The organism is Sphingobium sufflavum (genome assembly GCF_021403115.1).
Taxonomy (GTDB): Bacteria; Pseudomonadota; Alphaproteobacteria; order Sphingomonadales; family Sphingomonadaceae; genus Sphingobium; species Sphingobium sufflavum.
In genome coordinates, this window is record NZ_JAJSSH010000001.1 from 381,161 (window position 1) to 403,203 (window position 22,043).

The window sequence follows — 22,043 nt, forward strand, 5'->3', positions numbered from 1 at the left end:
GGCGCGTACCGGCGTCGGCCAAGGATTGGAGAGACGAGAGGCATGTCGGCATATTTAGAGGAATTGCGTGTGCAATGGCGGCCGCTGCTGGCGGCGATCATCGGCATGAGCAGCGGTTATTCCATCACCAACTATGTCACCAGCATCATGGCGCCGCACATGCTGACCGAATTCGGCTGGTCCAAGTCGGAATTTGCCGCGATCGGCAGCCTGGGCCTCATCAGCACCCTCGTCTTTCCGTTCATCGGGCGGCTGACCGACCTGATCGGCGTGCGCAAGACGGCGCTGATCGGCGTCCTCTCCTTTCCGATCAGCTACACGCTGCTCAGCATGCAGAATGGCGACATCCGTCTCTATATCGCGCTGTTTCTGTTCATGGGCATCATCTGCATCACCACCACCGCCACGGTGTATAGCCGGATGGTGGTGCAATATGTGACCAACGCGCGCGGGCTGGCGCTGGCCATCGTGGCGTCGGGACCGGCGGTGATGGGCGTGCTCGCCGCGCCGCTGCTCAACAATTTCGTGGAGGCGCATGGCTGGCGCGCGGGCTATGTGGTCATGGCCGTCTTTTCCGGCGCGGTCGGCCTCTTCGCGCTGGCGATGATGCCGAAGGATCGCAGGGACGGCGCCGCTCCCCTGCCCAAGACCAGGGCCGCGCGGGAGGATTATCCCGAAATCTTCCGCAACCGCGCCTTCTGGGTGCTGGGCGGTGCGATGCTGCTGTGCAACCTGCCGCAGGTGATCGCCCTGACCCAGCTCAACCTCGTCCTGCTCGACAATGGCGTCAGCGCGGCGGGCGTTTCGGGCATGATCTCCGCCTTTGCCGTCGGCACGCTGGCGGGTCGCTTCATCTGCGGCGTGGCGCTCGACCGCTTTCCGCCGCATCTGGTCGCGGCGTGCGGCATGGCGCTGTCGTCCATGGGTCTGTTCCTGATCGCGTCCAGCCTCGACGCCTATCCGGTGGTGATGCTGTCCATCCTGCTGATCGGCCTGTCCTTCGGCGCGGAGGGCGATCTGGTCAGCTTTCTGGTCGTGCGGGCGTTCGGCGTGCGCGTTTATAGCAGCGTGATGGGCATGATGACCGCCATCATCTCCGTCTCCGCATCGGTGGGCGCGCTGGTGCTGGGCATCATGCTCAAGCAGACCGGCACCTTCTCCACCTTCCTGACCATCTGCGGCGTGGCGGTGCTGACCGGCAGCCTGCTGTTCCTGCTCATGCCGCGTGGCGCGGCGACGGGCGACGAAGTGGCGGCATAAGTTTTGCGCGGGCGGCGGGTCTGGGGGCGTTGAGCCGCCGAACCCGCCGCCCTGTCGACAGCTTCGCCATGGCGAGCGTAGCGAAGCCATCCATCGTACGGCGTCAGGGGATTGTCACGCTACGCCCGCGTGACGGGATGGCCAAAGCTCATCCGCAGGAGCCATGGGCGCGGACCGGGTAGCCCTCCCGGTCACATCGGTTCGGACAGCAAAGCCTCCGCACCGCCCAGGTCCACCGAGACGAGGCGGCTGACCCCCTGCTCCACCATCGTCACGCCGAACAGGCGGTGCATGCGGCTCATCGTCACCGCATTATGGGTGACGACGAGGTAGCGCGTCTGCGTATCGCGCGCCATCCGGTCGAGCAGGTCGCAGAAGCGCCCGACATTGGCATCGTCCAGCGGCGCGTCCACCTCGTCCAGCACGCAGATCGGCGCGGGGTTGGTGAGGAACAGGCCGAAGATCAGCGCGACGGCGGTCAGCGCCTGCTCCCCGCCCGATAGCAGGGTCAGTGCGGCCAGCTTCTTGCCCGGCGGCTGCGCGAAAATCTCCAGCCCCGCTTCCAGCGGATCGTCGCTGTCGACCAGCGCCAGATGCGCCTGTCCGCCGTTGAACAGGGTGGTGAACAATCGCTGGAAATGCTCGTTCACGGCCTCGAACGCGGCCAGCAGCCTTTGCCGTCCTTCGCGGTTCAGCGAACCGACCGATCCGCGCAGCCGGTTGACGGCGAGTTGCAGTTCCTCGCTCTCCGCCGCGCTGCGGGCCTGTTCGGCCTCCATCTCCTCCAGTTCCTGCGCCGCGACCAGATTGACCGGTCCCATCCGCTCCCGCTCGGCGGTCAGCCGGTCGAAGGCGTCCTGCTCCCGCTCCGCCGCCTCCACGCTGTCGGCGGCAAAGGCGAAACGTTCGGGCAGGACCGGCGGCGGGCAGTGGAAGCGTTCGCCGCACTGGCCGCCAATCTCCATGCGGCGGTGGGTGGCGTTTTCCGCGCGGGCGGCGGCGCTGGCGCGCTGTTCACGGGCGCGGGCAAGCGTTTCGGTCGCGGCGGCCAGCGCCTCCTCGGCCAGTTTCAGCAGCGCGTCGGACTGTTTCTCCGCCTCGCTCTCCGCCGCCACTTTGGCGTTGCGGGTCTTGACGTCGGCATCGGCCTCGCCCTGCTCCGCCAGCAGCGCCGCCGGGCGATCCACCAGCCCGTCATATTCGCCGGACAGGCTGTCGCGCCGCGCTGCCATGTCGGCCAGCCGCGCGATGGCGTCGGCGGCGCGGGTGCGCCAGCCCGCCTGCTCCGCCGCGACCGCCTTCAGCCGCTCGCGCTGCTCCGCCGCGCCGCGTTCGGCCAGCGCCAGTTCGGAGCGCAGTTCGACGATGAACCGGCGGCCACCCTCGCAGACATTGTTGTGGCGGTTGATCTCCTCCGCAATCGCCATGCCGTCGGGCAGGTCGGAGACGGCCATCGTCGCCTGCTCATGGCCGATGCGCGCGGCGGACATTTCGCCCGATTGCTCCTGCGCCCGGCGGTCGAGGTCGGCGCGGCGCTGCGTCAGCCGTTCGGCGACGGCGCTTTGCTCGTCCATCAGCTTTTCGGCGGCGCGGGTCGCCTCGCGCGCCTCGCCCGCCGTCAACCGGGCGGTGCGCTGGTCGATCAGCGACTGGCGCAGCGCGGCCTCCGCCGTGGCGAGGGCGGCAGCATGGGCCTCCACCGTCGCGGCATGGCCGGGCCGTTCGGCGGCGATGGCGTCGAGCCGGTTGAGACGGATGAACCGCTCCGCCGTCGCCGCGCCCCGGTCCGCGATCACATAGCCGTCCCAGCGCCGCATATGCCCGGCCAGCGTGACGAACCGCTGCCCGGCGGCGAGTGGACGCCCGTCGTCCACCTCCGCCACCAGGGTGAGGGCGAGGGCGCGGGCCAGTTCGGCGGGGGCGTCCACCTTGTCCGCCAGACAGGTGCAGTCGGCGGGCACGGCCGGATCGCCGTCCATCGGCGCGGCCCCGGCCCAGCGCATCGGGCCGTCCGCACCAATGGGCGCGTTGAGGGCATCGCCCAGCGCGGCCGCCAGCGCGCGCTCATATCCGGGGGCGGCGCGGACCCGGTCGATGGCCTTGCTCGACCCCTGCACGCTCTGCGTCGCCTTGCGCAGCGCCACCGCCTCCGCATCCAGCGCGGCCAGCGTGGCGCGGGCCGCCGACAAAGCGCCCTGATGCCGTTCCTGCCCGGCGGCATGGATGACGCGCGCGTCCTCTGCGGCGGCGATGGCGCGCTCCGCCGTCTCCGCATTGGCGAGGGCGACGGTCCGCGCGGCGCGGGCGGCGGCGATCCGCCCCTCGATGGGGGCAAGATCGGGCAGGGCGGCGCGGGCATCGTCGATCGTCTTGGCCTCGACAGAGGCGCGTTCGAGCCGGTGGCGGGCGGCGACCATCGCGGCCTCCGCCACGCGCCGTTCGGCCTGTTCGGCGGCGCGGCGGGCCATCGCCTGCGCCAGCGCCACCTCCGCCTCCCGCACGGTCAGGTCGGCGGTGGCGATGCGGCCCGCAAGGTCGGGGATGGTGGCGTCCAGCGTGGCGACGCGGGCGGCCAGCCCCTCCGCCTCCGCCGTCAGCCGCTGCGATGCGGCGGCGGCGTCCCGGTCCAGCGCCGTCTCCCGGTCCCGGTCGGCGTCCAGCCGCTGGAGCTGGGTGGCAAGGTCGGTGATGCGCCGTTCGACGGTGCGCCGTTGCGCGGTCAGCTTGTCGAGGGTGTGCCGGGCCGCCAGCGCGGCGTCGCGCGCCTCCTGCACCGCGATGCGGCGGGCGTTGAGCGTCTCCGCGGCGTCGCGCTGCGCCGTGGCGGCGGCAGCCTGCTCGCCCTGCGCGCCGGTTACGCCCGCATCTGCGGCGGTGGACGCCTGCATCGCCTGCTCCTCCTCGCGGATCGCGGCGCGGTAGCGGGCGAAGAGGGCGCGGGCCTCTGCCAGCGTGATGCGGGTGGTCAGCTCGCGATATTTCTCCGCCGCGCGCGCCTGCCGCCGCAGGCTGTTCGCGCGGCCCTCCATGTCGGCCATGATCTCGGCCAGACGGGCCAGGTTCGCCTCGGTCGCGCGCAGTTTCGTCTCCGCATCCTTGCGCCGGACGTGCAGGCCCGCGATGCCCGCCGCTTCCTCCAGCATGGCGCGCCGTTCCTGCGGCTTGGCGGCGATGACGGCGGCGATGCGGCCCTGACTGACCAGCGCGGGGCTGTGCGCGCCGGTCGCGGCGTCGGCGAAGAGGAGCGCGACATCCTTTGCCCGCACATCGCGCCCGTTGATGCGATAGGCGCTGCCCGCGCCCCGCTCGATCCGGCGGATGATTTCCGCCGCGCCATCCTCCATGCCGTCACCTACGCCGGGCATGGGCGCAACATTTTCCGCGATGATGGTGACTTCGGCAAAGTCGCGGCGCGGACGCTTGGTCGTGCCCGCGAAGATCACATCCTCCATCGCCCCGCCGCGCAGGGTCCGGGCCGATGCCTCGCCCATCACCCATCGGATCGCCTCAAGCAGGTTGGACTTGCCGCAGCCATTGGGACCGACGATGCCGGTCAGCCCCGGCTCGATCAGCAGGTCGGCAGGCTCGACGAAGCTCTTGAAACCGGACAGCTTGAGACGGGTCAGGCGCATGTCAACGCTCAGCTATGCCGAGGGGCGATACCGGCCCCGCGACAGGGGCGCGTGGCCCGGTCGCGGAACCGATGTCGCCGCTCCACATCAGTGGACCAAAAACGAAGGCCCCTCTTCAGGCGCCCGCCTCTTTCAGCGCGGCTTGTAGCAGGGGCCATGTGTTGGCGTTGTCGATCTTCTTCTCGTTCAGGATCAGGGTCGGCGTGCCCTCGACCTGATATTTCTCCGCGCCTGCGCCGCTTTCGGCGGCCAGCTTCTCCGCCGCCGCCACATCGGCCAGGCAGGTGCGGGCCTGTGCGTCGGCGATGCCGCGCGCCTTCACAAAGTCGATCAGGCCCGCCAGTTCGGCCAGCTTGACGAGGCGCTGGTTGGGGGGGGCCTGCATCGCGGCCTGATAGCCCGCGTCGCCCGCGCCCTGGATCGTCTTGAACATCGCCGCCTGATTGGCGAACAGCTGGTGGCTGAGCGAGAAGAAGGGATCCTTGCCGCCGCAGCGCGCCAGCACCGCTGTCGTCAGGTCGAGCGGGTCGCGGATCAGGTTGCGGAATTCGAAGCTGACCTTGCCCGTATCCACCTTGGCGCGCAGGCCCTCATCCGCCGTCTCGGCAAATTCGGCGCAGTGCGGGCAGGTGAAGGACGCATATTCGATCAGCTTGAGCGGCGCATCGGGGTTGCCCATGCGAAAGCCGCCCTCCGGCGTGGCGGCGACGGTTTCGGACCAGATGCTGCCCTTGGGCGCGGCCACGGCGGCGACCGGCGGGGCGCTGGCCTGATTGCCCTCCGCCGCCTTGTCACCGCAGCCCGACAGCGTGAGCATGGCGCCCATCATTACGACCAGGAAACCCGTCTTCATCCTCTTGCCAACTCCATCATCTTGACCGCCCCCGGCCAGATTTAGCCTGGACAGGCTCTACTTCACTTGCGCGGGGCGGGCAATGCGCCGCGCAGCCCGTTCCAGTCATGCACCTCCGCGACCATCGTGCCGCCGACGGAGAAGGACGGCGTGCCGCCGATCTGTTTCACCTCCCACGCATCCTTGGCCATGGCGGCCAGCGTGGTCAGGGTCGCCTTGTCTGCGAAACAGGCACGCTGCCGGGCCAGCGGCAGGCCGCGCCGGGCCATGAAGCTGGACAGGCCGGTGCCCTCCGCAATGGCCGCCAGTTGCTGGCCGGGGTCCTTGATCGGCGGCTGGTCGGCGCGCTTCTGCTCATAGGGTTCGATGCGGGGCATCCAGTCGGTCTGGTTGGCGAACAGCGCCTCATGATCGCCAAAGAAGCGCGCCGGCCCGCCGCAGCGGGCCAGCACGGCGGCGGTCAGGTCATAGGGATCGCGGATCGCGTTGCGCACCTCGATGGACAAGGCGCCGCGCCGGACCCAGTCGGCGCGCAGCGGTGCGCTCGCCTCGCCCACGAAATGGGCGCAGTGGGAACAGGTGTAGCTGACATATTCCACCATGCGCGTGGCGCGCGGATTGCCCAGCACAAAGGCCCCGTCGGGGGTGAGCGTGACGGTGCGCGTCCAGTCGGTGGGGGCGGGGCGGGCGGCGTTCGCCGGAGCCTTGGCCGGAGCCGTTACGGGCGCTTTGGCAAGGCCGGGTGACGCGAGCGGGATGGCGAACAGCGCGGCGAGAAGGATCGGCAGGGCGCGCATGGCAGGCTCCGGTTATGATATGTGACGGGAAAGGCGGATTTCAGCCGATACGCTGCGGCCGGGCGGGCATGTCGAGACCGCCCGCCATCGCCTCCAGCACGGCGCGCAGTTCCGGGTCGCCGATGTCGCGCAGACCGTCGCCAATCTCCACCGGAATGGGGCGCAACATGCGCGGCGGCGGGCGGTCGGCGGGGGCTTCTGCCCGTACCTCGCCATGGCGGATGGCGATCTTTGCGACGGCGGTATAACCGAAGAAACGGTTCACCCGGTCGATCAGGTCGGGGATCACATGCTGGATGATCGGGGCGTGGCCGCTGGCGACGATCAGGTGCAGCGTGCCCTCCGCCTTCTTGCCCACCGGAAAGCGGATCGATTCGGGCATGGACAGGCTGGCGTGGCGTGCGCCTGCAATCTCCGCCCAGCGGGTGACGATGCTGGACTGGATGAAGCCGAACTTGCGGAACGCCGCCCCGCCGATTTCGGGCATCAGGTCGGATATGGCGCGCGCCCCGCCGACTCGCGGACGGTCCGCGGCAGGAGCGGCGGCGCGCTTGCGGGCGGGCTTTGCAGCCGGTTTTTCGTCACGGGAAGGGGATTGGGTCATTGCCGCCTTCATGCCATAGACGGGTCATGCGCGTCGATGCTCTTTCGGACCAGTCCCCCCGCGATGAGGAGGGCATGGGGTCCATCACGGGTTCCGGCGTGGCGGCGCAACTGCTCGCCCATTATGACGGCACCGCGCGAACGCTGCCCTGGCGCGCGCCGCCGGGGGCCAATGCGACCGATCCCTATCGGGTGTGGCTGAGCGAGATCATGCTGCAACAGACGACGGTGGCGGCGGTCATCCCCTATTTCCAGGCGTTCACGACGCGCTGGCCGACCGTGGACGATCTGGCCGGGGCGGAGGATGGCGATGTCATGGCGGCCTGGGCTGGCCTTGGGTATTATGCCCGCGCCCGCAACCTGATCGCCTGCGCGCGGGTCGTCTCGCGCGACCTCGGCGGTATCTTCCCGGATACGGAGGAGGGGCTGCGCGCCCTGCCCGGTGTGGGCGCCTATACCGCCGCCGCCATCGCCGCCATCGCCTTTGGTCGCCGTGCCGTGGTGGTGGATGCCAATGTGGAGCGGGTCGTCTCCCGCCTCTTTGCCATCGCCACGCCCTTGCCCGCCGCCCGTCCGGAAATCCGCGCCGCGACCGATCGGATCACGCCGGATGCCCGGTCCGGCGATTTCGCGCAGGCGATGATGGACCTGGGGTCCAGCCTGTGCAGCGCGCGCAACCCGATCTGCCTGCCCTGTCCGCTGCGCCCCGATTGCAGCGCCGCCGCGACCGGCGATGCGGCGTCCTTTCCGGTCAAGGCCGCCAAGGCCGCGAAGCCGCTGCGCAATGGCAGCGCCTGGTGGATCGAGCGGGCGGGCAGCCTCTGGCTGGTCCGCCGGCCGGGCAAGGGCATGTTGGGCGGTATGCGCGCGCTGCCGGGATCGGACTGGAGCGTTGAGCGGGAACGGGAACTGCCCTTCGCGGGGGAGTGGCGCTGGGCAGGGGCGCCGGTGCGCCATGTCTTCAGCCATTTCGCGCTGGACCTGCATGTGGCGCGGGTGGTCGTGGCGGGCGATCCGCCGGAGTTTCTGGGCGACGAGGGCCAATGGTGGCCGATCAACCGGCTGGCGGAGGCGGGATTGCCCACCCTGTTTGCGCGCGCGGTCGAGGTTGTTGAGGGAGAATGACGGTGGCTGATGTCGATCTGGTACGGCCCGTGGTGGCTGCCACGCTGGGGTTTGCGGGTGCGACGCTCGACCGCATGGACCCGCTGCGCGGCGATCCGGTTCGGCTGGCGGCGGCCTTCGCCGATCCGGCGGCGAGGCTCCTGATCCTCGACGGCCTGTCGCCGGTGATTGAGGCGGGGCGGCTGGCCACCGCCCCGGTGCCCGCCGATGCGGCGGTGGAGGATTATACGCTGCTCGGCACCGACGCGGCGGGGCCTTTGTTCGTCGCGGTCAGGAAGCAGAGCCTGCCGCATGGCGCGGACCGCATGCCGGGCCTCTGGGAATTGCAGCAGCAATTGGATGCCGACGAACTGGCTCGGTACGGCGCGGCGCGCGCTCTGGTTGACTGGCATGCGCGGCATGGCTTTTGCGCGGCGTGCGGTGGGATGACGGCCCCGGTCCGTGCGGGCTGGTCGCGCAAATGCGGGCAATGTAACGCGGAGCATTTCCCGCGCGTCGACCCCGTCGTCATCATGCTGGCGGAGCATGAGGGCCGGGTGCTGGTCGGGCGGCAGGCGCGTTTCGCGGCGGGCCAGTATAGCGCGCTGGCCGGGTTCGTGGAGCCGGGCGAGACGGTCGAGGAGGCCGTGTCCCGCGAACTGTGGGAGGAGGCGGGCGTGCGCACGACCGCCGTCCGCTATGTGATGAGCCAGCCATGGCCCTTTCCCTCCTCGCTGATGATCGCCTGCATCGCCCCGGTGGAGAGCGGCGAGATCACCCTCGACACCACCGAACTGGAGGATGCGATGTGGGTGGACAAGGCGGGCGTGCGCGCGGGCCTTGCACGGGCGGAGGGCGCGCCCTTCCTCGCGCCCTTCCCGGTGGCGATCGCGCATCATCTGCTCAGGGCGTGGGTGGAGGAGTAGGGTTTGACGCCTCTTTGTTTGTCGACCGGTAATCGGCAAACTTGGTTGTTCTAAAGGCGTGTAGTGAATCGTCGTTTGCGCGAATCTCTATATATTCGAAATCCTAGAGTTTGTGGACGCCATAGGCTTTGCCTTCGACGACATGAACCAACCGCATCGCATAAGTTGGGCCATCGTTCCGCAGTGCGAACCGTAAAGTTCGATCCCTTTGCCGGACAAGGCGAACGGCAGGGTCGGTTTCAATCGCGATTGTGCCATATTTTTGCAGTGCCATGCGATAGCGCATTGAGGCCATGCCGGTTTGCGCAAAGCTGAGTTGTGTTCCGTCAAATTTGACACTGGGTGAGCCGGTAGAAACAAAACAGCCTGTCCATGCACGCGCAGGAGGCGGTGCCGAGCGCCGCCCGAAAGTCAGGAACATACCCACAGCTATCAGCATGGCAAATGGCAGGAGCGCGATGGCCAAGCCCATGTCTGTGTCGTCGCTTCCGAAGATCGCTTTCAGGTTCATAATATCCAGATATGGTGGATTGCGGATGTAAGATATGATTGGGTTTTCTTCACGCTCCCCCCACGCATTGCACCCACCCCCCGCAATCGCTAAGTGCCTTGGCTCCCCTTTCCCAACGGACATGCCCCCGCACCATGCTCAGCCTCGACGAAGCCCAGGATCGCGCCGAAACGCTGGTGAGCGCTGCGAGGACTGCGGGGGCGGATGCGGCGGAAGCGGTCTATGGCTGCGATGCCTCGTCGCAGGTGTCCGTCCGCCTTGGCGCGCTGGAGGATGTGGAACGGTCCGAGTCCGAGCATGTCTCGCTGCGCGTCTTCGTGGGGCGACGGTCGGCGTCCATCTCCTCGTCCGACATGAACCCGGCGACGCTGGCCACGCTGGTCGACCGCGCCATCGCCATGGCGAAGGAAGCGCCGGAGGATGCCTGGTCCGGCCTCGCACCCGAAGACCGGCTGATGCGCGGCCGCCCCGCCAACCTCGACATCGCCGACGAGGCCGACCCGGAACCGGCGGTCCTGCGTGCCCGTGCTCTGGAGGCGGAGGATAGCGCGCGCGACGTCCCCGGCGTCACCAACAGCGAGGGTGCAGGCGCGGGCCATGGCCGGTCGCAGGTCGCGCTGGTGACCAGCCACGGCTTTGCGGGCGCCTATGCCGGCACCAGCCATTCGACCTGGGCCAGTGTGCTGGCCGGTGCGGGCGAGACGATGCAGCGCGACTATGCCAGCCATAGCGCGCGCCATCTGGAGGATCTGGACCAGAGCCACGCCATCGGCCTGCGCGCCGGGCATCGCGCCGTCTCGCGCCTGAACCCGAAACGGGTGGAGAGCGGGCCGATGCCGATCATCTTCGACCCGCGCATCGGCAATTCGTTCGTCGGACATCTGATCGGCGCCATCGTCGGCCCGGCGATCACCCGCCGGTCCAGTTTCCTGCTCGACCATCTGGGTGAGGCGATCCTGCCCGAAACCATCACCATCCTCGACGACCCGCGTCGGGAACGGGGGCTGCGCTCGCGCCCCTTCGACGGCGAGGGGCTGCCCACGGCGGAACGGGCGCTGATCGACCGGGGCGTGCTGACCGGTTGGCTGCTCGACAGCGCATCGGCGCGGCAACTGGGGCTGGAGCCGACCGGCCATGCCGTGCGCGGCGGTGGGTCACCGGGGGCCAGCGCCTCCAACGTCCATATGGTGCCGGGGGAGATCGGTCCGGGCGAGTTGATGGGCGACATCAAACGCGGCCTCTATGTCACCGAACTGATCGGGCAGGGCGTCAATGGCGTGACCGGCGACTATAGCCGGGGCGCGGCGGGCTTTCTGATCGAGAATGGCGCGACGACCGGCGCGGTGGCGGAGATCACCATCGCGGGCAACCTCAAGGACATGTTCCGCCATCTGGTCGCGGCCAATGACCTCGACTTCCGCTATGGCATTAACGTGCCCACGCTGCGCATCGACGGGATGACCGTTGCCGGGGCGTGACGTTACGCTGGATGCGCTCGCGGCGGCGGTGAGCGAGGCGGGCGCGCGCGCCATGGCCTATTGGGGCGTGGATAATACGGCCCTGCGTCATTGGGAAAAGGTGCCGGGCCAGCCGGTCAGCAACGCCGACCTGCTGGTGGACGAGCATCTGAAGCAGACATTGGGCGCGCTGGCCCCGGATGCGGCCTGGCTGTCGGAAGAGACCGCGGACGACCCCGTCCGCATGGGGTCGGACCGGCTGTGGCTGGTCGACCCCATCGACGGCACCCGCGATTTCGTGCGCGGGCGGCCCGGCTGGGCCGTGTCCGTCGCGCTGGTCGATCAGGGCGAGGTCATGCTGGCCGCGCTCGCCGCCCCGGCGCGCGATGAGCTGTGGCTGGCCGCGAAGGGGCAGGGCGCGACCCGCAACAGCGTGGCCCTGCGCGCCAGCACCCGCACGCAACTGCCCGGCGCGCGCGTTCCCGCCGACCAGTTGCCGCGCGTGGACGCGGACCTCGCCACCGTGTTCAAGCCCAACAGCATCGCGCTGCGCATGGCGATGGTGGCGGCGGACGAGGCGGATCTGGTCGCCACTGTCCGTTGGGGCGCGGAATGGGACATCGCGGCTTCGTCCCTGATCGCGCAGGAGTCGGGCGCGGTGGTGACGGACGCGCTGGGCCAGCGGTTGATCTTCAACCGGGAAAAGCCGGTCGCACTGGGCATGTTGTGCTGCGCGCCCGCCATCCATGATGCGGCGGTGGCGCGGTTGCGGGAGCGGGCACTGGGGATTTTGCGGGACGGGTGAGGGGAGTGATCGGGAGGGTGCGTGGGGCAGGCTCGTGGCGCCATGCCCTCAACAGATTTTCGCCGGTGCGGGGATCGGTCAGCGTGACATTTTCCGGCGCCTGAATATGCCACTTCCCCTCGTTCCGTGTGAGCACCGCAAGGATCAGGGTGTCGACCGCATGTGGGCCAGCCGGATGCGCCGGTCCGGCATGGCGACGGCTCCAGAAATGGACGACCGTGACATCGTCCCGAATGGGGGTCGCGTCGATCAGCATATTCTCCCGATGCGAGTCCCGGTAGATCGTCTCGTGGAGAGGCGCATGGAGCGCGATAATGGCCTCCACGCCGCGCCCATGATGGGTAAAGCGGTTCACGAAAGAGGCGTCGTCGTGAAACAGGGTGCCGAAAGCCTGCATGTCATGGGCGTTCCAGACATCGTGAAAGGCACCGGGCGCATCTTCCGGCCGGTCGATCTGGGGCATGGGCACCTCCTGGGAAAGCCGGGTGGTGCCGCCATTCACCAGCGATCGCCAGCCGACCGGCGCGTTTCCACGCGCCATCGACGGTAACCCCCACGATAATGGGGGCCGGTGTCGCCACCGGCCCCCACTCACTGGGCCTCTGCCCTAGACGAGCGGAGGGTTGCCCCGTGTCCGGTGATCTGTGGCGGCTGGCGGTCGCAGTGTCTGCGCGCTCATGCCGCCCGTGCGTCCCGTCCATCCTCGCCATTTCCATACAAATCCCAGGATTTGCGGCGGCCTGGCGGACTGGGGAGGGGCCGTTGGTCCCTCGCAATCTTCCGGTTCCAACATGCTCTCATGCCCGCCGAGTCGTCCCAAGCGGATTTTGCATACAGGGTGCAATTTCCTGCATAATATTGTGGATCGGTGTGGATAAGTCGGTGCTCCTTCCCATCCGTTTCGCATCCCCCGCCAGTCTCCCGCCACTGGCATTGCCAAGCCCCCGGCCCCAAGCCTATGCATTTGCGCGATAGTTACGCCTGCCGACCGGAGATTCGCATGGACCTGCTCGTTTCGACGCACTGGCTTGCCGGGGAGATAGGGGCGGACGACGTGCGGGTGGTGGACGCCACTTATTTCTTGCCCGAAGCGGGGCGGGACGCGGCGGCGGACTATGCGGCGGCGCATATTCCCGGCGCGCTCTACCTGAACCTGACCGATCTGGTTGACGCCACCAACCCGCTGCCCAACAGCCTGCCATCGGCGGAGACATTCGCGAGCCGGATGGCCGCGCTGGGGCTGGGCGATGACAGCCGGATCATCCTCTACGACAACAGCCCGCACCACACCGCGGCCCGTGCATGGTGGATGTTCACCCTGTTCGGCGCGCGCGAGGTCGCCATCCTCGACGGCGGGCTGGCCAAGTGGCAGGCGGAGGGACGGCCCATCGAAAGTGGAACGACGGCCACCGCCGCCCCGCGCGCCTTCACCGTGTCGCAGGACGACGGCAGTTACCGCAGCAAGGATCAGGTGGCGGAGGCGCTGCGGACAGGGGCCGCGCAACTGGTCGATGCCCGCTCCGCCAGTCGCTTCACCGGCGAGGAACCGGAGACGCGCGCGGATCTGGCTTCGGGTCATATGCCGGGCGCGAGGAATATTCCCTACAGCCGCCTGTTCCATGCCGACGGCACCTGGAAGCGCGGGGGCGAACTGCGCGCGATCTTTGCCGACGCCGGGGTCGCGCTGGACCGGCCGATCATCACCACCTGCGGCAGCGGCATCACGGCGGCAACCCTGTCCTTCGGCGCGGCGCTGCTGGGGGCGAAGCACGTCGCCCTCTATGATGGAAGCTGGTCGGAATGGGGCGCGGACCCCGCCCTGCCCAAGGCGACGGGCGCGGCATGAGCAGCGCCGACGAGAAGGACGGCGGCCCCCTGTCGCCCGCCACGCGGCTGGTCGGCGCGGGGCGCAAGCCGGAATGGACGCGGATGCCGGATCGCCCCGGCGCCATCGTCAGCCCACCGGTGTGGCGCGCCTCAACCATATTGTTCGACGATGTGGCCCATCTGCGCCGCGCCGGGCAGAACACGCATGAGGCGTTCTATTATGGCCGTCGCGGCACGCCGACGACATGGGCGCTGGCCGATGCGCTGACCGGGCTGGAACCGGAGGCGGCGGGCACCATGCTCTACCCCTCCGGCGTAGCGGCCATTGCGGGTGCGCTGCTGGCGATCCTGAAGCCGGGCGACCAGATATTGATGGTCGACAGCGCCTATGACCCCAGCCGGTCGATGTGCAACGGCCTGCTCGCGGATTTCGGGGTGGAGGTGGTCTATTATGATCCGCTGGCCGGGGCCGGTATCGCGGACCTCATCACCGACCGCACCGCCGCTATCTTTCTGGAAAGCCCCGGCAGCCTGACCTTCGAGGTGCAGGATATTCCCGCCATCGTCGCGGTGGCGCGGGCGCGGGGGATCGTCACGCTGATCGACAATACCTGGGCGACGCCGCTCTACCTGCCCGCCATGGCGCTGGGCGTGGATATTTCGATCATGGCCTGCACCAAATATATCGTCGGGCACAGCGACGTGATGATGGGGTCGGTGACGGCCAATGCGCGCTGGTGGCCGCGCATCCGCGCGCGCGCCTATGGACTGGGGCAGGTGGTCAGCCCGGACGATGCGGCGCTCACCCTGCGCGGACTGCGCACGCTGTCGGTGCGGCTGGAGCGGCACCGGACGAGCGCGCTGGCGGTGGCCCAATGGCTCGCCGCCCGGCCGGAGGTTGCGGGCGTGCTGCACCCCGCACTGCCCTCCTGTCCCGGCCATGCCGAATGGGCGCGGGATTTCAAGGGATCGAGCGGCCTCTTCTCCTTCCATCTCGCCGGCGGGGGGGAGGCGGAGCGGGCGGCCTTCATCGACGCGCTGGCGCTGTTCGGCATCGGCTATAGCTGGGGCGGGTTCGAGAGCCTGGCGCTGCCGGTCGACCCGGAGAAGCATCGCACGGCCCGGCCCTGGACGGCTGCCGGTCCGCTTGTGCGGTTGCACATCGGGCTGGAGGAGCCGGACGACCTGATCGCCGATCTGGAGCGCGGCCTTGCCGTCTGGCGGGATGCCATGGCGGGCTGAACGGCCAGCGGTCGCGGGCCTCCGATCCTGCGCGTTCCGCCTGTCCCATCGGCGTGCAGGCGGCGTGGCCAGCCTGCTCGACCGGCAATATTCCCGGCCCTGACCAACATGTTGTCGCCCCGCGACAGGGCGCGCGCGGCGACTTTCGGCTGTCCCCGGCCATCCTGATTTTGCGCGCAAATCCGGGGTTTTCCGGGGGCTTGCGGCTGTGTGTCCACCCTCGGAAAGCCGCTCAACATTCTGTTGCAATATGGCAACATCAGTAACAATCAAGCAATGATACAGACATAATTTGCTTGTGCGCCGCACCATGCGGGGGCACATTCCCGCTTGTTGAGGGAGCGGATTGCCCTGACGCATCCGAATAGAGATGCGGAAAAAGGCGGCGACTGTCCTGTCAACGCAGGTGGGACGATCGCATTCATCCAAGTTAAGGGGAAGATTAACCCATGCGTAAGTCCATTCTCGGCCTTTCGGCCTTCGCTCTTGTTGCCCTCGCGACTCCCGCCATGGCGCAGGACGACGACGGCCTCGGCCTGACCATTACCGGCGGCGGCGCTGTTGTTTCCGACTATCGCTTCCGCGGTCTGTCGCAGTCCTCGGAGGACTTCGCGGTCCAGGGTTCGTTCACCGTGACCCACACCTCCGGTTTCTACGCGGGCGTCTGGGGTTCCAGCATCTCCTTCGCGCAGGGCACCGAGATCGACCTGATCGGCGGTTTCTCCAAGGAAATCATCCCCGGCCTGACCGGCGACGTCGGCTTCACCTACTACGTCTACCCGAACAAGGTTGCCGGTCTCGCCGCCAACGAGATCATCGAGCCTTATGCATCGGTGTCGGGCACGGTCGGCCCCGTCTGGGCGAAGGCCGGTATCGCATGGGCGCCAAAGCAGGACGCCTATCTGTTCAACGGCAAGCGGTACGACAACACCTATCTGTGGGCTGACGGTTCGGTCGGCATCCCCAGCACCCCGCTGAAGGCGACCGCTCACCTCGGCTGGACCTCGAACGGCGCGCTGCGCGGCACGGTTGCGGATGCGTTCAGCACCCAGACGAAGGCAGACATCATCGACTATAGCGTCGGTGCATCGGCCACCTACAAGGCGCTGACCTTTGGCGTGAACTATGTGAACACCAACGTTCCGAAGCGTTTCCGCAACGGCGGCGGTACGTCGCTGCGCGAAGGCGCGGGCGCTGACGGCACGGTGGTTTTCTCGGTCGCTGCGGCTTTCTGATCGCACTCGACTGACTGCAAGGAGGGGCCGTGGCGCAAGCTGCGGCCCCTTTTGCATGTCCGCCATTCCCCGTTTCGGTGGCTGGGTTCCGGTGGCGGATCTTCGGGAAACCGAGCATAGCTTTGCGTCTTTCATGAAAATGCATTGTGCATAATATCCCGCATCGCTAAGTCTCTCTGCCAGAAACAGGGCGCACGAGGGCTGCCCGAAGCGGGAGCCACACAGAGCATGAGCGAAGATTTCTCCGACTGGATCGGCCGCAGCGAAACGGTTTCGGACCGGCTGGACGCGGCCCGCACCAACGCGTTGTCCTCCGCGCTGGGCGATGCGCCCGCCGCCGATGGCGCGCCGTTGCCGCTGCTCCACCATTGGCTCTATTTCTGGGACGTGAAGCCGCCGGAGGGGCTGGGCGTCGACGGGCATCCGGCCAAGGGCGGGTTCCTGCCGCCCGTACCCCTGCCCCGCCGCATGTGGGCGGGCGGCCGCCTGTCGTTCCGCCAGCCGTTGCTGGTGGGAGAGGCTGTCACGCGCACCTCCACCATCCTCGACGTGAAGGCGAAGAGCGGGAAGAGCGGCGATCTCGTCTTCGTCACGGTCCGGCATGAACTGTCCGGCGGGCAGGGGCTGGCGGTCGTGGAGGAGCAGGACATCGTCTATCGGGAGGCCGCCGCGCCCGGCTCCATCGCCCTCGCCCCGGCCGGCGATGCGCCGGACGCGCCATGGCGGCGCGATATGATGCCCGACACGGTCCTGCTGTTCCGCTATTCCGCGCTGACCATGAACGGCCACCGCATCCATTATGACCGGCCCTATGCGATGGGGGAGGAGGCCTATCCCGCGCTGGTCGTCCATGGCCCGTTGCAGGCGACATTGCTCGCCGGGCTGGCGGCGAGCCATCTTGACGCCCCGATCACCGGCTTCGATTTCCGGGGGCAGGTGCCCGCCTTCGACGGCATGCCGCTCCATGTCTGCGGGGAGAAGACGGAGACGGGGGCGAATGTCTGGACCCAGCAGGGCGGCACCCGCAACATGGTGGCGACCATTACCGTCTGAGGCGCGCATCGCCCGACCGGGATAGCTTGTTCCCGGTTGCGCGGTTCACACCGCCCCGCACCGCTGGTAGGGGGCGGGCCTCACCGGGGAGGACGCGGGCGGATGGACGGCACTATTCTGTTGAAAGGCGCGCGGGTGACCCTCGCGCCGCTGGGCCGGGAGCATCGCGACGCGCTGCTGGCCGCGGCCGCCGACGGAGAATTATGGACCCTGCGCGTCACCAACGTCCCCGGCCCGGCGACCGTGGACGCCTATATCGACACCGCGATCCGCGGGCGGGAGGAGGGGAGTGTCATCCCCTTCGTGACCATGGTGGGCGACCGGGTCATCGGCAGCACGCGCTTCTGGAAGCTGGACCGGACCCATCGCCAGGCGGAGATCGGCCACACATGGATTGCCGCCTCCTGGCAGCGCAGTTTCGTCAATACGGAGGCGAAGCTGCTGATGCTGCGCCATGCCTTTGAAGAACTGGGCCTGATCCGGGTGCAGTTCACCACCGACGAGCTGAACGCCAAATCCCGCGCCGCCATCCTGCGGCTGGGCGCGGTGGAGGAGGGGCTGATCCGTAACGAACGGATCATGCCCGACGGCCGTATCCGCAACTCGATCCGTTTCAGCATCATCGACAGCGAGTGGCGGGGTGTGAAGGCGGGGCTGGAGCGGCGGCTCGCGGGCGAGGGTTGACGCGGCCTGATGTTTGCTCGTTTCATGCGGGATCGGTGGCGGTGTACGTCATCGCCCGACGCTCCGCTTGCACGGCCGCTGGAAGATGGGCGAGAGCGCCCGTGCCACTTGAACGGGGCCGACTCTAGGGAGCGGCGGGTCGTGCCAGCTTCACGCCCACGAAGGTCATCAGCCCCGCCGCCGTCAACAGCAGGCCGGTATAATGGGCGACACCCGCCGCGCTCATCCCCTGCGCGGCGATGGGCAACAGCGCGCCGCCGACGATCCCGCCCGCGTTGAAGGCCAGCGACACGCCGCTGTAGCGCACCCGCACCGGGAACAGTTGCGAAAGCCAGCGGCCCAGCGGCGCATTGTTGAAGCTGAGCGTCAGCATCGCCGCGCACAGCATCGCCGTCACCAGCGGCAGCGACCCCGCCGCCAGCGCGGGCGAGAAGACCAGCCCCAGCGCCGCCGTGACCAGCGACCCGCCTGCGATGGTCCGCGCGGCGCTGGTCCGGTCGGCGTGGATCGACGCCAGCACGATTCCCACCGCATAGAAGCAGTTGGCGAGGATCTGGATCGTCAGGAAGGTCGCGCGCGGCCAGCCGCCGACGCTGGTCCCCTGCGCCAGCGCATAGGCGGTAGCGAGGTAGAAGAGCGCGTAGGTCGACACCACCCCCGCGCTGCCCGCCAGCACCAGCCCCCAATGGTGGCTCATCAGCGCGGCAAAGGGGACGGCATGGGGCGGCTCCTTGTCCAGCGCGGCGCGAAACTCTGGCGTTTCCGCGATGCGCAGCCGGATCCACAGGCCCAGCAGGACGAGGATGGCGCTGGCCAGAAAGGGGATGCGCCAGCCCCAGGCGAGGAAATCCGCGTCCGACAGCAGGCCGCCCAGGATCAGGAACACCCCCGTTGCCGCGCAAAACCCCACCGCCACGCCCAGTTGCGGTGCGGCGCCATAACGCGCTTCCCAACCTTTGGGGGCATTTTCGATGGCCAGCAGCGCGGCCCCGCCCCATTCGCCGCCGAGGCCAAAGCCCTGCCCGAAGCGCAGCGTGCACAGTAGCGCGGGGGCAATCCACCCGACCTGCGCATAGGTCGGCAGGAAGGCGATGGCGAGGGTGCAGCCGCCCATCAGCAGCAGAGAGACGACCAGCGTGGACTTGCGCCCGATCCGGTCGCCGAAATGGCCGAACGCGACCGCGCCAATGGGCCGGGCGATGAAGGCGATGCCGAAGCTCATGAAGGACAGAAGCGTCTGCGCCGCGGCGCTCTCACCGGGAAAGAACAGTGGGCCGAACACCAGTGCGGCGGCGGTGGCATAGATGAAGAAGTCATAATATTCGACCGCCGTCCCGACCAGCGAGGAGACGAGAATCCGCGCATGGGCACGCAATGGCCGTGTTTCCATCATCCCCTCCCCTGTCACCCTGCTCTCACCTCGTCACGACATCATCCTGCCCGTCTCACGCCGCGACAAACCCCTGATGCACCAGCGGCAGGCCCGCGCGCGGCCACTCGAGCGCGACCAGCCGGCCAAAGCCGGACAGGGTGATATAGGCCGTCTTCATATCCGGCCCGCCAAAGCAGATGTTGGTGCAATAGGGTTCGGGCGCTTCCCAGAATTCGATCAGCCCGCCGTCGGGCGAAAAGACGCTGATACCGCCCGCGACGAGGCTGGCGACGCAGATATTGCCGTTCGCTTCCACCGCGATGCTGTCGAACCGCTGGTATCCGGTCGGCCCGCCGATGAAGCGCCCACCGGCGGGGGAGGGCCATGGCGCCTTCGCCAGTTCGCCCGGCCCGATGATCGGCCACGCCCACAGCCGCCCCGTCTCCGTCTCCGACACATAGAGGGTTTGCCCATCGGGGGAGAGGCCGACGCCATTGGGGGTGATGAGGGGGAAGGCGGCCTCCCGGATGAAACCGCCATCGATGGTCGCATAATAGACCGCGCCCCGGTCCATCAGCCGATCATAGCTTTTGCCATGGTCGGTGAACCAGAAGCCGCCGTCCGCGTCGAAGACGATGTCGTTCGGCCCCATGATCGGGTTGCCGTCGCAATGGGTGTAGAGCGTCTCCACCGCGCCGCTGTCCAGGTCGACCCGCTGGATGCTGCCCCCGGTATAGGCGTCGGCGCGGCCATGGGGGCGGTGATAGCCATCATCCTGATGGACCCAGTTGAATCCGCCATTGTTGCAGACATAGCATTTGCCGTCCGGTCCGATGGCCGCGCCATTGGGACCGCCGCCCAGCACCGCGACCGTCTCCTGCCGTCCGTCGGGTTGCACCCGGACAAGGCGCGTGCCCTCTATCTCCACGACCAGCAGGGAGCCGTCGGGCATGGCGATGGGGCCTTCGGGGAATTTAAGCCCGGTCGTGACCTCGCGCAGGTTCAGCTTCATTATCCTCTCCGGTCCCGCTGGCGTGTGTGCCGATGACTTCTATGATCGCGGGAAAATATTTCTGGCCGATGCCCCGGTCGATCGCCGCCTGATAATAGGTGGCGGCGAGGCGGGGCAGGGCTGGGTTCACGCCCATGCTTTCGGCCAGTTCGATGGTGTAGCCGATATCCTTCAGCACATAGGGCGCGGGAAAGGCTTTTTCGGGGAACTGCCGGGGCACCATGGCCTTCAGCGCATGGTTGCGCAGCGCGAAACTGTCGCCGGATCCCAGTGATATGGCCTCGACCAGCCGGGCCGGGGCGACGCCCGCCCGTTCCGCCACCACCATCATTTCGGCAATGGCGGCGACCTGCTCGAACAGCAGCGTGTTGTTGATGAGCTTGACCACCTGCCCGCAACCGACATCGCCGCAATGGGTGACGTCGCTGCCCATGTGGCGCAGCAATGGCTCGATCCGGGCGAACAGGTCGTCGGGCGCGCCGACCATGATGCTCAGCGTGCCGTCGATGGCTGCCTGCCGCGTGCGCGCGACGGGGGCATCGGCGAAGTGCAGGCCCTTTTCCGCCAGCCGCGCCGCCACGCTTCGCGCTTCCGCGACGCTGGTGGTGGACAGGTCGATGACGATGGTGCCGGGCGCGGCATGAGCGGCGATCTCCTCGCCCACCGCCGCGACCTGTTTGCCGCCGGGCAGCGAGAGGAAGATGACCCCGGCCGCCGCCGCCAGTTGCGCGACAGATGCCGCCGCGACGGCCCCGTTCGCGACCTGTGTGGCGAGCGCCTCCGCGTTCATGTCGAACGCCTGCACCACGCCGTCATGCTTGCGCACGACATTGCCGCACATGCCGCCACCCATGACGCCCAGGCCGATGAAGCCCAATATCCCTGCCTGTATTCCTGTGTCCGCCATCATCTCAATCCATCAACATGCCGCCGTTGATGTCGAGCGTGGTCCCGGTGATCCAGTTCGACTGCGGCGAGCAGAGGAAGAGGATGCCCTGCGCAATATCCTCCGGCTGGCCGTAGCGGCCCAGTGGCACGCTGCCATGGGGGGACGGCGGCGCGCGGTCGGTGCAGGCGTCCCACATCGGCGTCTCGACCGGGCCGGGGGCGACGATATTGGCATAGACGCCCTTGCCCGCGCCCGACTTGGCGACCCATTTCATGATGCCGTGCACGGCGGACTTGGCCGCGACATAGGCGGGGCCGGACTGCACGCCGCCGATCTTCGCCGCGATGGAACCGAGCGCGACGATCTTGCCGAACGCCTGATCGACCATCACCGGATAGAGGCGGCGCAGCGGGTTCACCGCGCCCATCACATTGACGCGGTACATCTTTTCCCATTCCGCATCGCTGGCGTCGGCCAGCGACAGGTTGGAGATAGCGCCCGCGCACAGCACCAGCGAATCCACCCGGCCATGCTTCGCCAGCACGGCGGATATGACGGCGTCCGTCTCCGCGTCGCTGGTCACGTCATAGCGATGATAGTCGACCTGCGCCTGCCCCGCGAACGGATTGGCCTCCGCCAGGTCGGTGGCGATCACCGTTGCGCCCTGTTCGACGAAGGCGCGCACGATCTCCTTGCCGATGCCCCCCGCTGCGCCGGTGACGAAGGCCACCTGGCCATCCAGTCGGGGCGGGGCGCTTATCGGGATAGTGACCACGCTTGT

Annotated in this window: 20 protein-coding genes; 10 read left to right on the forward strand and 10 right to left on the reverse strand. The window is 68.3% G+C overall.

Annotation, left to right across the window (positions count from 1 at the left end; genetic code table 11):
- Positions 1–42: 42 nt before the first annotated feature.
- Positions 43–1,260 (forward strand): MFS transporter, encoded by a 1,218-nt coding sequence (locus LWE61_RS01955; protein WP_234148297.1) that lies wholly within the window; start codon positions 43–45, stop codon positions 1,258–1,260.
- A 191-nt stretch (positions 1,261–1,451) separates the two neighbouring features.
- Here the strand turns inward: LWE61_RS01955 and LWE61_RS01960 are convergent, their stop codons facing one another.
- From LWE61_RS01960 to LWE61_RS01975, 4 genes are all read right to left on the reverse strand, one after another.
- On the reverse strand, positions 1,452–4,892 hold the full coding sequence (locus tag LWE61_RS01960; RefSeq protein ID WP_234148299.1) for a chromosome segregation SMC family protein: 3,441 nt from the start codon (positions 4,890–4,892) through the stop codon (positions 1,452–1,454).
- 115 nt (positions 4,893–5,007) lie between these two features.
- A complete protein-coding gene (locus LWE61_RS01965) occupies positions 5,008–5,745 on the reverse strand; it encodes a thioredoxin domain-containing protein (RefSeq protein ID WP_234148300.1) in 738 nt (245 codons plus the stop codon).
- Positions 5,746–5,807: 62 nt separating this feature from the next.
- Complete coding sequence (locus LWE61_RS01970) at positions 5,808–6,542, reverse strand: DsbA family protein (RefSeq protein WP_234148301.1); 735 nt, start codon at positions 6,540–6,542, stop codon at positions 5,808–5,810.
- A gap of 40 nt (positions 6,543–6,582) precedes the next feature.
- Positions 6,583–7,146, reverse strand: coding sequence for a DUF721 domain-containing protein (locus LWE61_RS01975; protein ID WP_234148302.1), 564 nt, complete (start codon positions 7,144–7,146; stop codon positions 6,583–6,585).
- 74 nt (positions 7,147–7,220) lie between these two features.
- On the opposite strand from LWE61_RS01975, the gene LWE61_RS01980 reads away from it, so the two are divergent.
- Positions 7,221–8,270, forward strand: a complete 1,050-nt coding sequence (locus tag LWE61_RS01980; RefSeq protein ID WP_234148303.1) for an A/G-specific adenine glycosylase — start codon at positions 7,221–7,223, stop codon at positions 8,268–8,270.
- On the forward strand, positions 8,267–9,175 hold the full coding sequence (gene nudC / locus LWE61_RS01985) for an NAD(+) diphosphatase (RefSeq protein ID WP_234148304.1): 909 nt from the start codon (positions 8,267–8,269) through the stop codon (positions 9,173–9,175). The genes LWE61_RS01980 and nudC overlap by 4 nt, the downstream gene beginning before the upstream one ends.
- 103 nt (positions 9,176–9,278) lie before the next feature.
- On the opposite strand, the gene LWE61_RS01990 is transcribed toward nudC, so the two are convergent.
- Entirely contained in the window at positions 9,279–9,686 is a 408-nt protein-coding gene (locus tag LWE61_RS01990) for a hypothetical protein (protein WP_234148305.1), read from the reverse strand.
- A gap of 134 nt (positions 9,687–9,820) precedes the next feature.
- Here LWE61_RS01990 and LWE61_RS01995 point away from each other — a divergent pair, with 134 nt between their 5' ends.
- Together LWE61_RS01995 and LWE61_RS02000 are read left to right on the forward strand one after the other, a co-directional pair.
- Positions 9,821–11,164 carry a TldD/PmbA family protein gene (locus LWE61_RS01995; protein WP_234148306.1) on the forward strand — a complete coding sequence of 448 codons (1,344 nt, stop codon included), beginning with the start codon at positions 9,821–9,823 and terminating at the stop codon, positions 11,162–11,164.
- Positions 11,151–11,948: an inositol monophosphatase family protein gene (locus LWE61_RS02000; RefSeq protein ID WP_234148307.1), complete on the forward strand. Its 798-nt coding sequence runs from the start codon at positions 11,151–11,153 to the stop codon at positions 11,946–11,948. The genes LWE61_RS01995 and LWE61_RS02000 overlap by 14 nt, the downstream gene beginning before the upstream one ends.
- Here the strand turns inward: LWE61_RS02000 and LWE61_RS02005 are convergent.
- A complete protein-coding gene (locus LWE61_RS02005) occupies positions 11,836–12,489 on the reverse strand; it encodes an SgcJ/EcaC family oxidoreductase (RefSeq protein ID WP_234148309.1) in 654 nt (217 codons plus the stop codon). The two genes, LWE61_RS02000 and LWE61_RS02005, sit on opposite strands and share 113 nt — an antisense overlap.
- A 459-nt stretch (positions 12,490–12,948) precedes the next feature.
- Between LWE61_RS02005 and sseA the strand changes: the two genes are divergently transcribed.
- The 5 genes from sseA to LWE61_RS02030 all read left to right on the forward strand — a co-directional run bounded on the left by sseA (position 12,949) and on the right by LWE61_RS02030 (position 17,989).
- Positions 12,949–13,794: a 3-mercaptopyruvate sulfurtransferase gene (gene sseA / locus LWE61_RS02010; RefSeq protein ID WP_234148310.1), complete on the forward strand. Its 846-nt coding sequence runs from the start codon at positions 12,949–12,951 to the stop codon at positions 13,792–13,794.
- On the forward strand, positions 13,791–15,017 hold the full coding sequence (gene metC, locus LWE61_RS02015; RefSeq protein WP_234148311.1) for a cystathionine beta-lyase: 1,227 nt from the start codon (positions 13,791–13,793) through the stop codon (positions 15,015–15,017). The genes sseA and metC overlap by 4 nt, the downstream gene beginning before the upstream one ends.
- 449 nt (positions 15,018–15,466) lie before the next feature.
- The gene (locus LWE61_RS02020; protein WP_234148312.1) at positions 15,467–16,252 is read left to right on the forward strand and encodes a TorF family putative porin; all 786 of its coding nucleotides are present in this window, start codon (positions 15,467–15,469) and stop codon (positions 16,250–16,252) included.
- Positions 16,253–16,480: 228 nt separating this feature from the next.
- A complete protein-coding gene (locus tag LWE61_RS02025; RefSeq protein WP_234148313.1) occupies positions 16,481–17,305 on the forward strand; it encodes an FAS1-like dehydratase domain-containing protein in 825 nt (274 codons plus the stop codon).
- Between the two features lie 102 nt (positions 17,306–17,407).
- Positions 17,408–17,989 (forward strand): GNAT family N-acetyltransferase, encoded by a 582-nt coding sequence (locus LWE61_RS02030; RefSeq protein ID WP_234148314.1) that lies wholly within the window; start codon positions 17,408–17,410, stop codon positions 17,987–17,989.
- Between the two features lie 124 nt (positions 17,990–18,113).
- Here LWE61_RS02030 and LWE61_RS02035 read toward each other — a convergent pair whose 3' ends face one another.
- From LWE61_RS02035 to LWE61_RS02050, 4 genes are read right to left on the reverse strand one after another with little or no spacing between them, the layout of a single operon-like run.
- The gene (locus tag LWE61_RS02035) at positions 18,114–19,382 is read right to left on the reverse strand and encodes an MFS transporter (protein WP_234148315.1); all 1,269 of its coding nucleotides are present in this window, start codon (positions 19,380–19,382) and stop codon (positions 18,114–18,116) included.
- A 52-nt stretch (positions 19,383–19,434) separates the two neighbouring features.
- Positions 19,435–20,373, reverse strand: coding sequence for an SMP-30/gluconolactonase/LRE family protein (locus tag LWE61_RS02040; RefSeq protein WP_234148316.1), 939 nt, complete (start codon positions 20,371–20,373; stop codon positions 19,435–19,437).
- Positions 20,336–21,280 carry an NAD(P)-dependent oxidoreductase gene (locus LWE61_RS02045; RefSeq protein ID WP_234148317.1) on the reverse strand — a complete coding sequence of 315 codons (945 nt, stop codon included), beginning with the start codon at positions 21,278–21,280 and terminating at the stop codon, positions 20,336–20,338. The genes LWE61_RS02040 and LWE61_RS02045 overlap by 38 nt, the downstream gene beginning before the upstream one ends.
- 4 nt (positions 21,281–21,284) lie before the next feature.
- A complete protein-coding gene (locus LWE61_RS02050) occupies positions 21,285–21,992 on the reverse strand; it encodes an SDR family NAD(P)-dependent oxidoreductase (RefSeq protein ID WP_234148319.1) in 708 nt (235 codons plus the stop codon).
- Positions 21,993–22,043 lie beyond the last annotated feature (51 nt).

Excerpts from the sequence above, each read along its gene's own strand:
- LWE61_RS01955 (WP_234148297.1), top strand. The coding sequence starts at position 43 with ATGTCGGCATATTTAGAGGAATTGCGTGTGCAATGGCGGCCGCTGCTG.
- LWE61_RS01960 (WP_234148299.1), bottom strand. The coding sequence starts at position 4,892 with ATGCGCCTGACCCGTCTCAAGCTGTCCGGTTTCAAGAGCTTCGTCGAG.
- LWE61_RS01965 (WP_234148300.1), bottom strand. The coding sequence starts at position 5,745 with ATGAAGACGGGTTTCCTGGTCGTAATGATGGGCGCCATGCTCACGCTG.
- LWE61_RS01970 (WP_234148301.1), bottom strand. The coding sequence starts at position 6,542 with ATGCGCGCCCTGCCGATCCTTCTCGCCGCGCTGTTCGCCATCCCGCTC.
- LWE61_RS01975 (WP_234148302.1), bottom strand. The coding sequence starts at position 7,146 with ATGACCCAATCCCCTTCCCGTGACGAAAAACCGGCTGCAAAGCCCGCC.
- LWE61_RS01980 (WP_234148303.1), top strand. The coding sequence starts at position 7,221 with ATGGGGTCCATCACGGGTTCCGGCGTGGCGGCGCAACTGCTCGCCCAT.
- nudC (WP_234148304.1), top strand. The coding sequence starts at position 8,267 with ATGACGGTGGCTGATGTCGATCTGGTACGGCCCGTGGTGGCTGCCACG.
- LWE61_RS01990 (WP_234148305.1), bottom strand. The coding sequence starts at position 9,686 with ATGAACCTGAAAGCGATCTTCGGAAGCGACGACACAGACATGGGCTTG.
- LWE61_RS01995 (WP_234148306.1), top strand. The coding sequence starts at position 9,821 with ATGCTCAGCCTCGACGAAGCCCAGGATCGCGCCGAAACGCTGGTGAGC.
- LWE61_RS02005 (WP_234148309.1), bottom strand. The coding sequence starts at position 12,489 with ATGGCGCGTGGAAACGCGCCGGTCGGCTGGCGATCGCTGGTGAATGGC.
- sseA (WP_234148310.1), top strand. The coding sequence starts at position 12,949 with ATGGACCTGCTCGTTTCGACGCACTGGCTTGCCGGGGAGATAGGGGCG.
- metC (WP_234148311.1), top strand. The coding sequence starts at position 13,791 with ATGAGCAGCGCCGACGAGAAGGACGGCGGCCCCCTGTCGCCCGCCACG.
- LWE61_RS02020 (WP_234148312.1), top strand. The coding sequence starts at position 15,467 with ATGCGTAAGTCCATTCTCGGCCTTTCGGCCTTCGCTCTTGTTGCCCTC.
- LWE61_RS02025 (WP_234148313.1), top strand. The coding sequence starts at position 16,481 with ATGAGCGAAGATTTCTCCGACTGGATCGGCCGCAGCGAAACGGTTTCG.
- LWE61_RS02030 (WP_234148314.1), top strand. The coding sequence starts at position 17,408 with ATGGACGGCACTATTCTGTTGAAAGGCGCGCGGGTGACCCTCGCGCCG.
- LWE61_RS02035 (WP_234148315.1), bottom strand. The coding sequence starts at position 19,382 with ATGATGGAAACACGGCCATTGCGTGCCCATGCGCGGATTCTCGTCTCC.
- LWE61_RS02040 (WP_234148316.1), bottom strand. The coding sequence starts at position 20,373 with ATGAAGCTGAACCTGCGCGAGGTCACGACCGGGCTTAAATTCCCCGAA.
- LWE61_RS02045 (WP_234148317.1), bottom strand. The coding sequence starts at position 21,280 with ATGGCGGACACAGGAATACAGGCAGGGATATTGGGCTTCATCGGCCTG.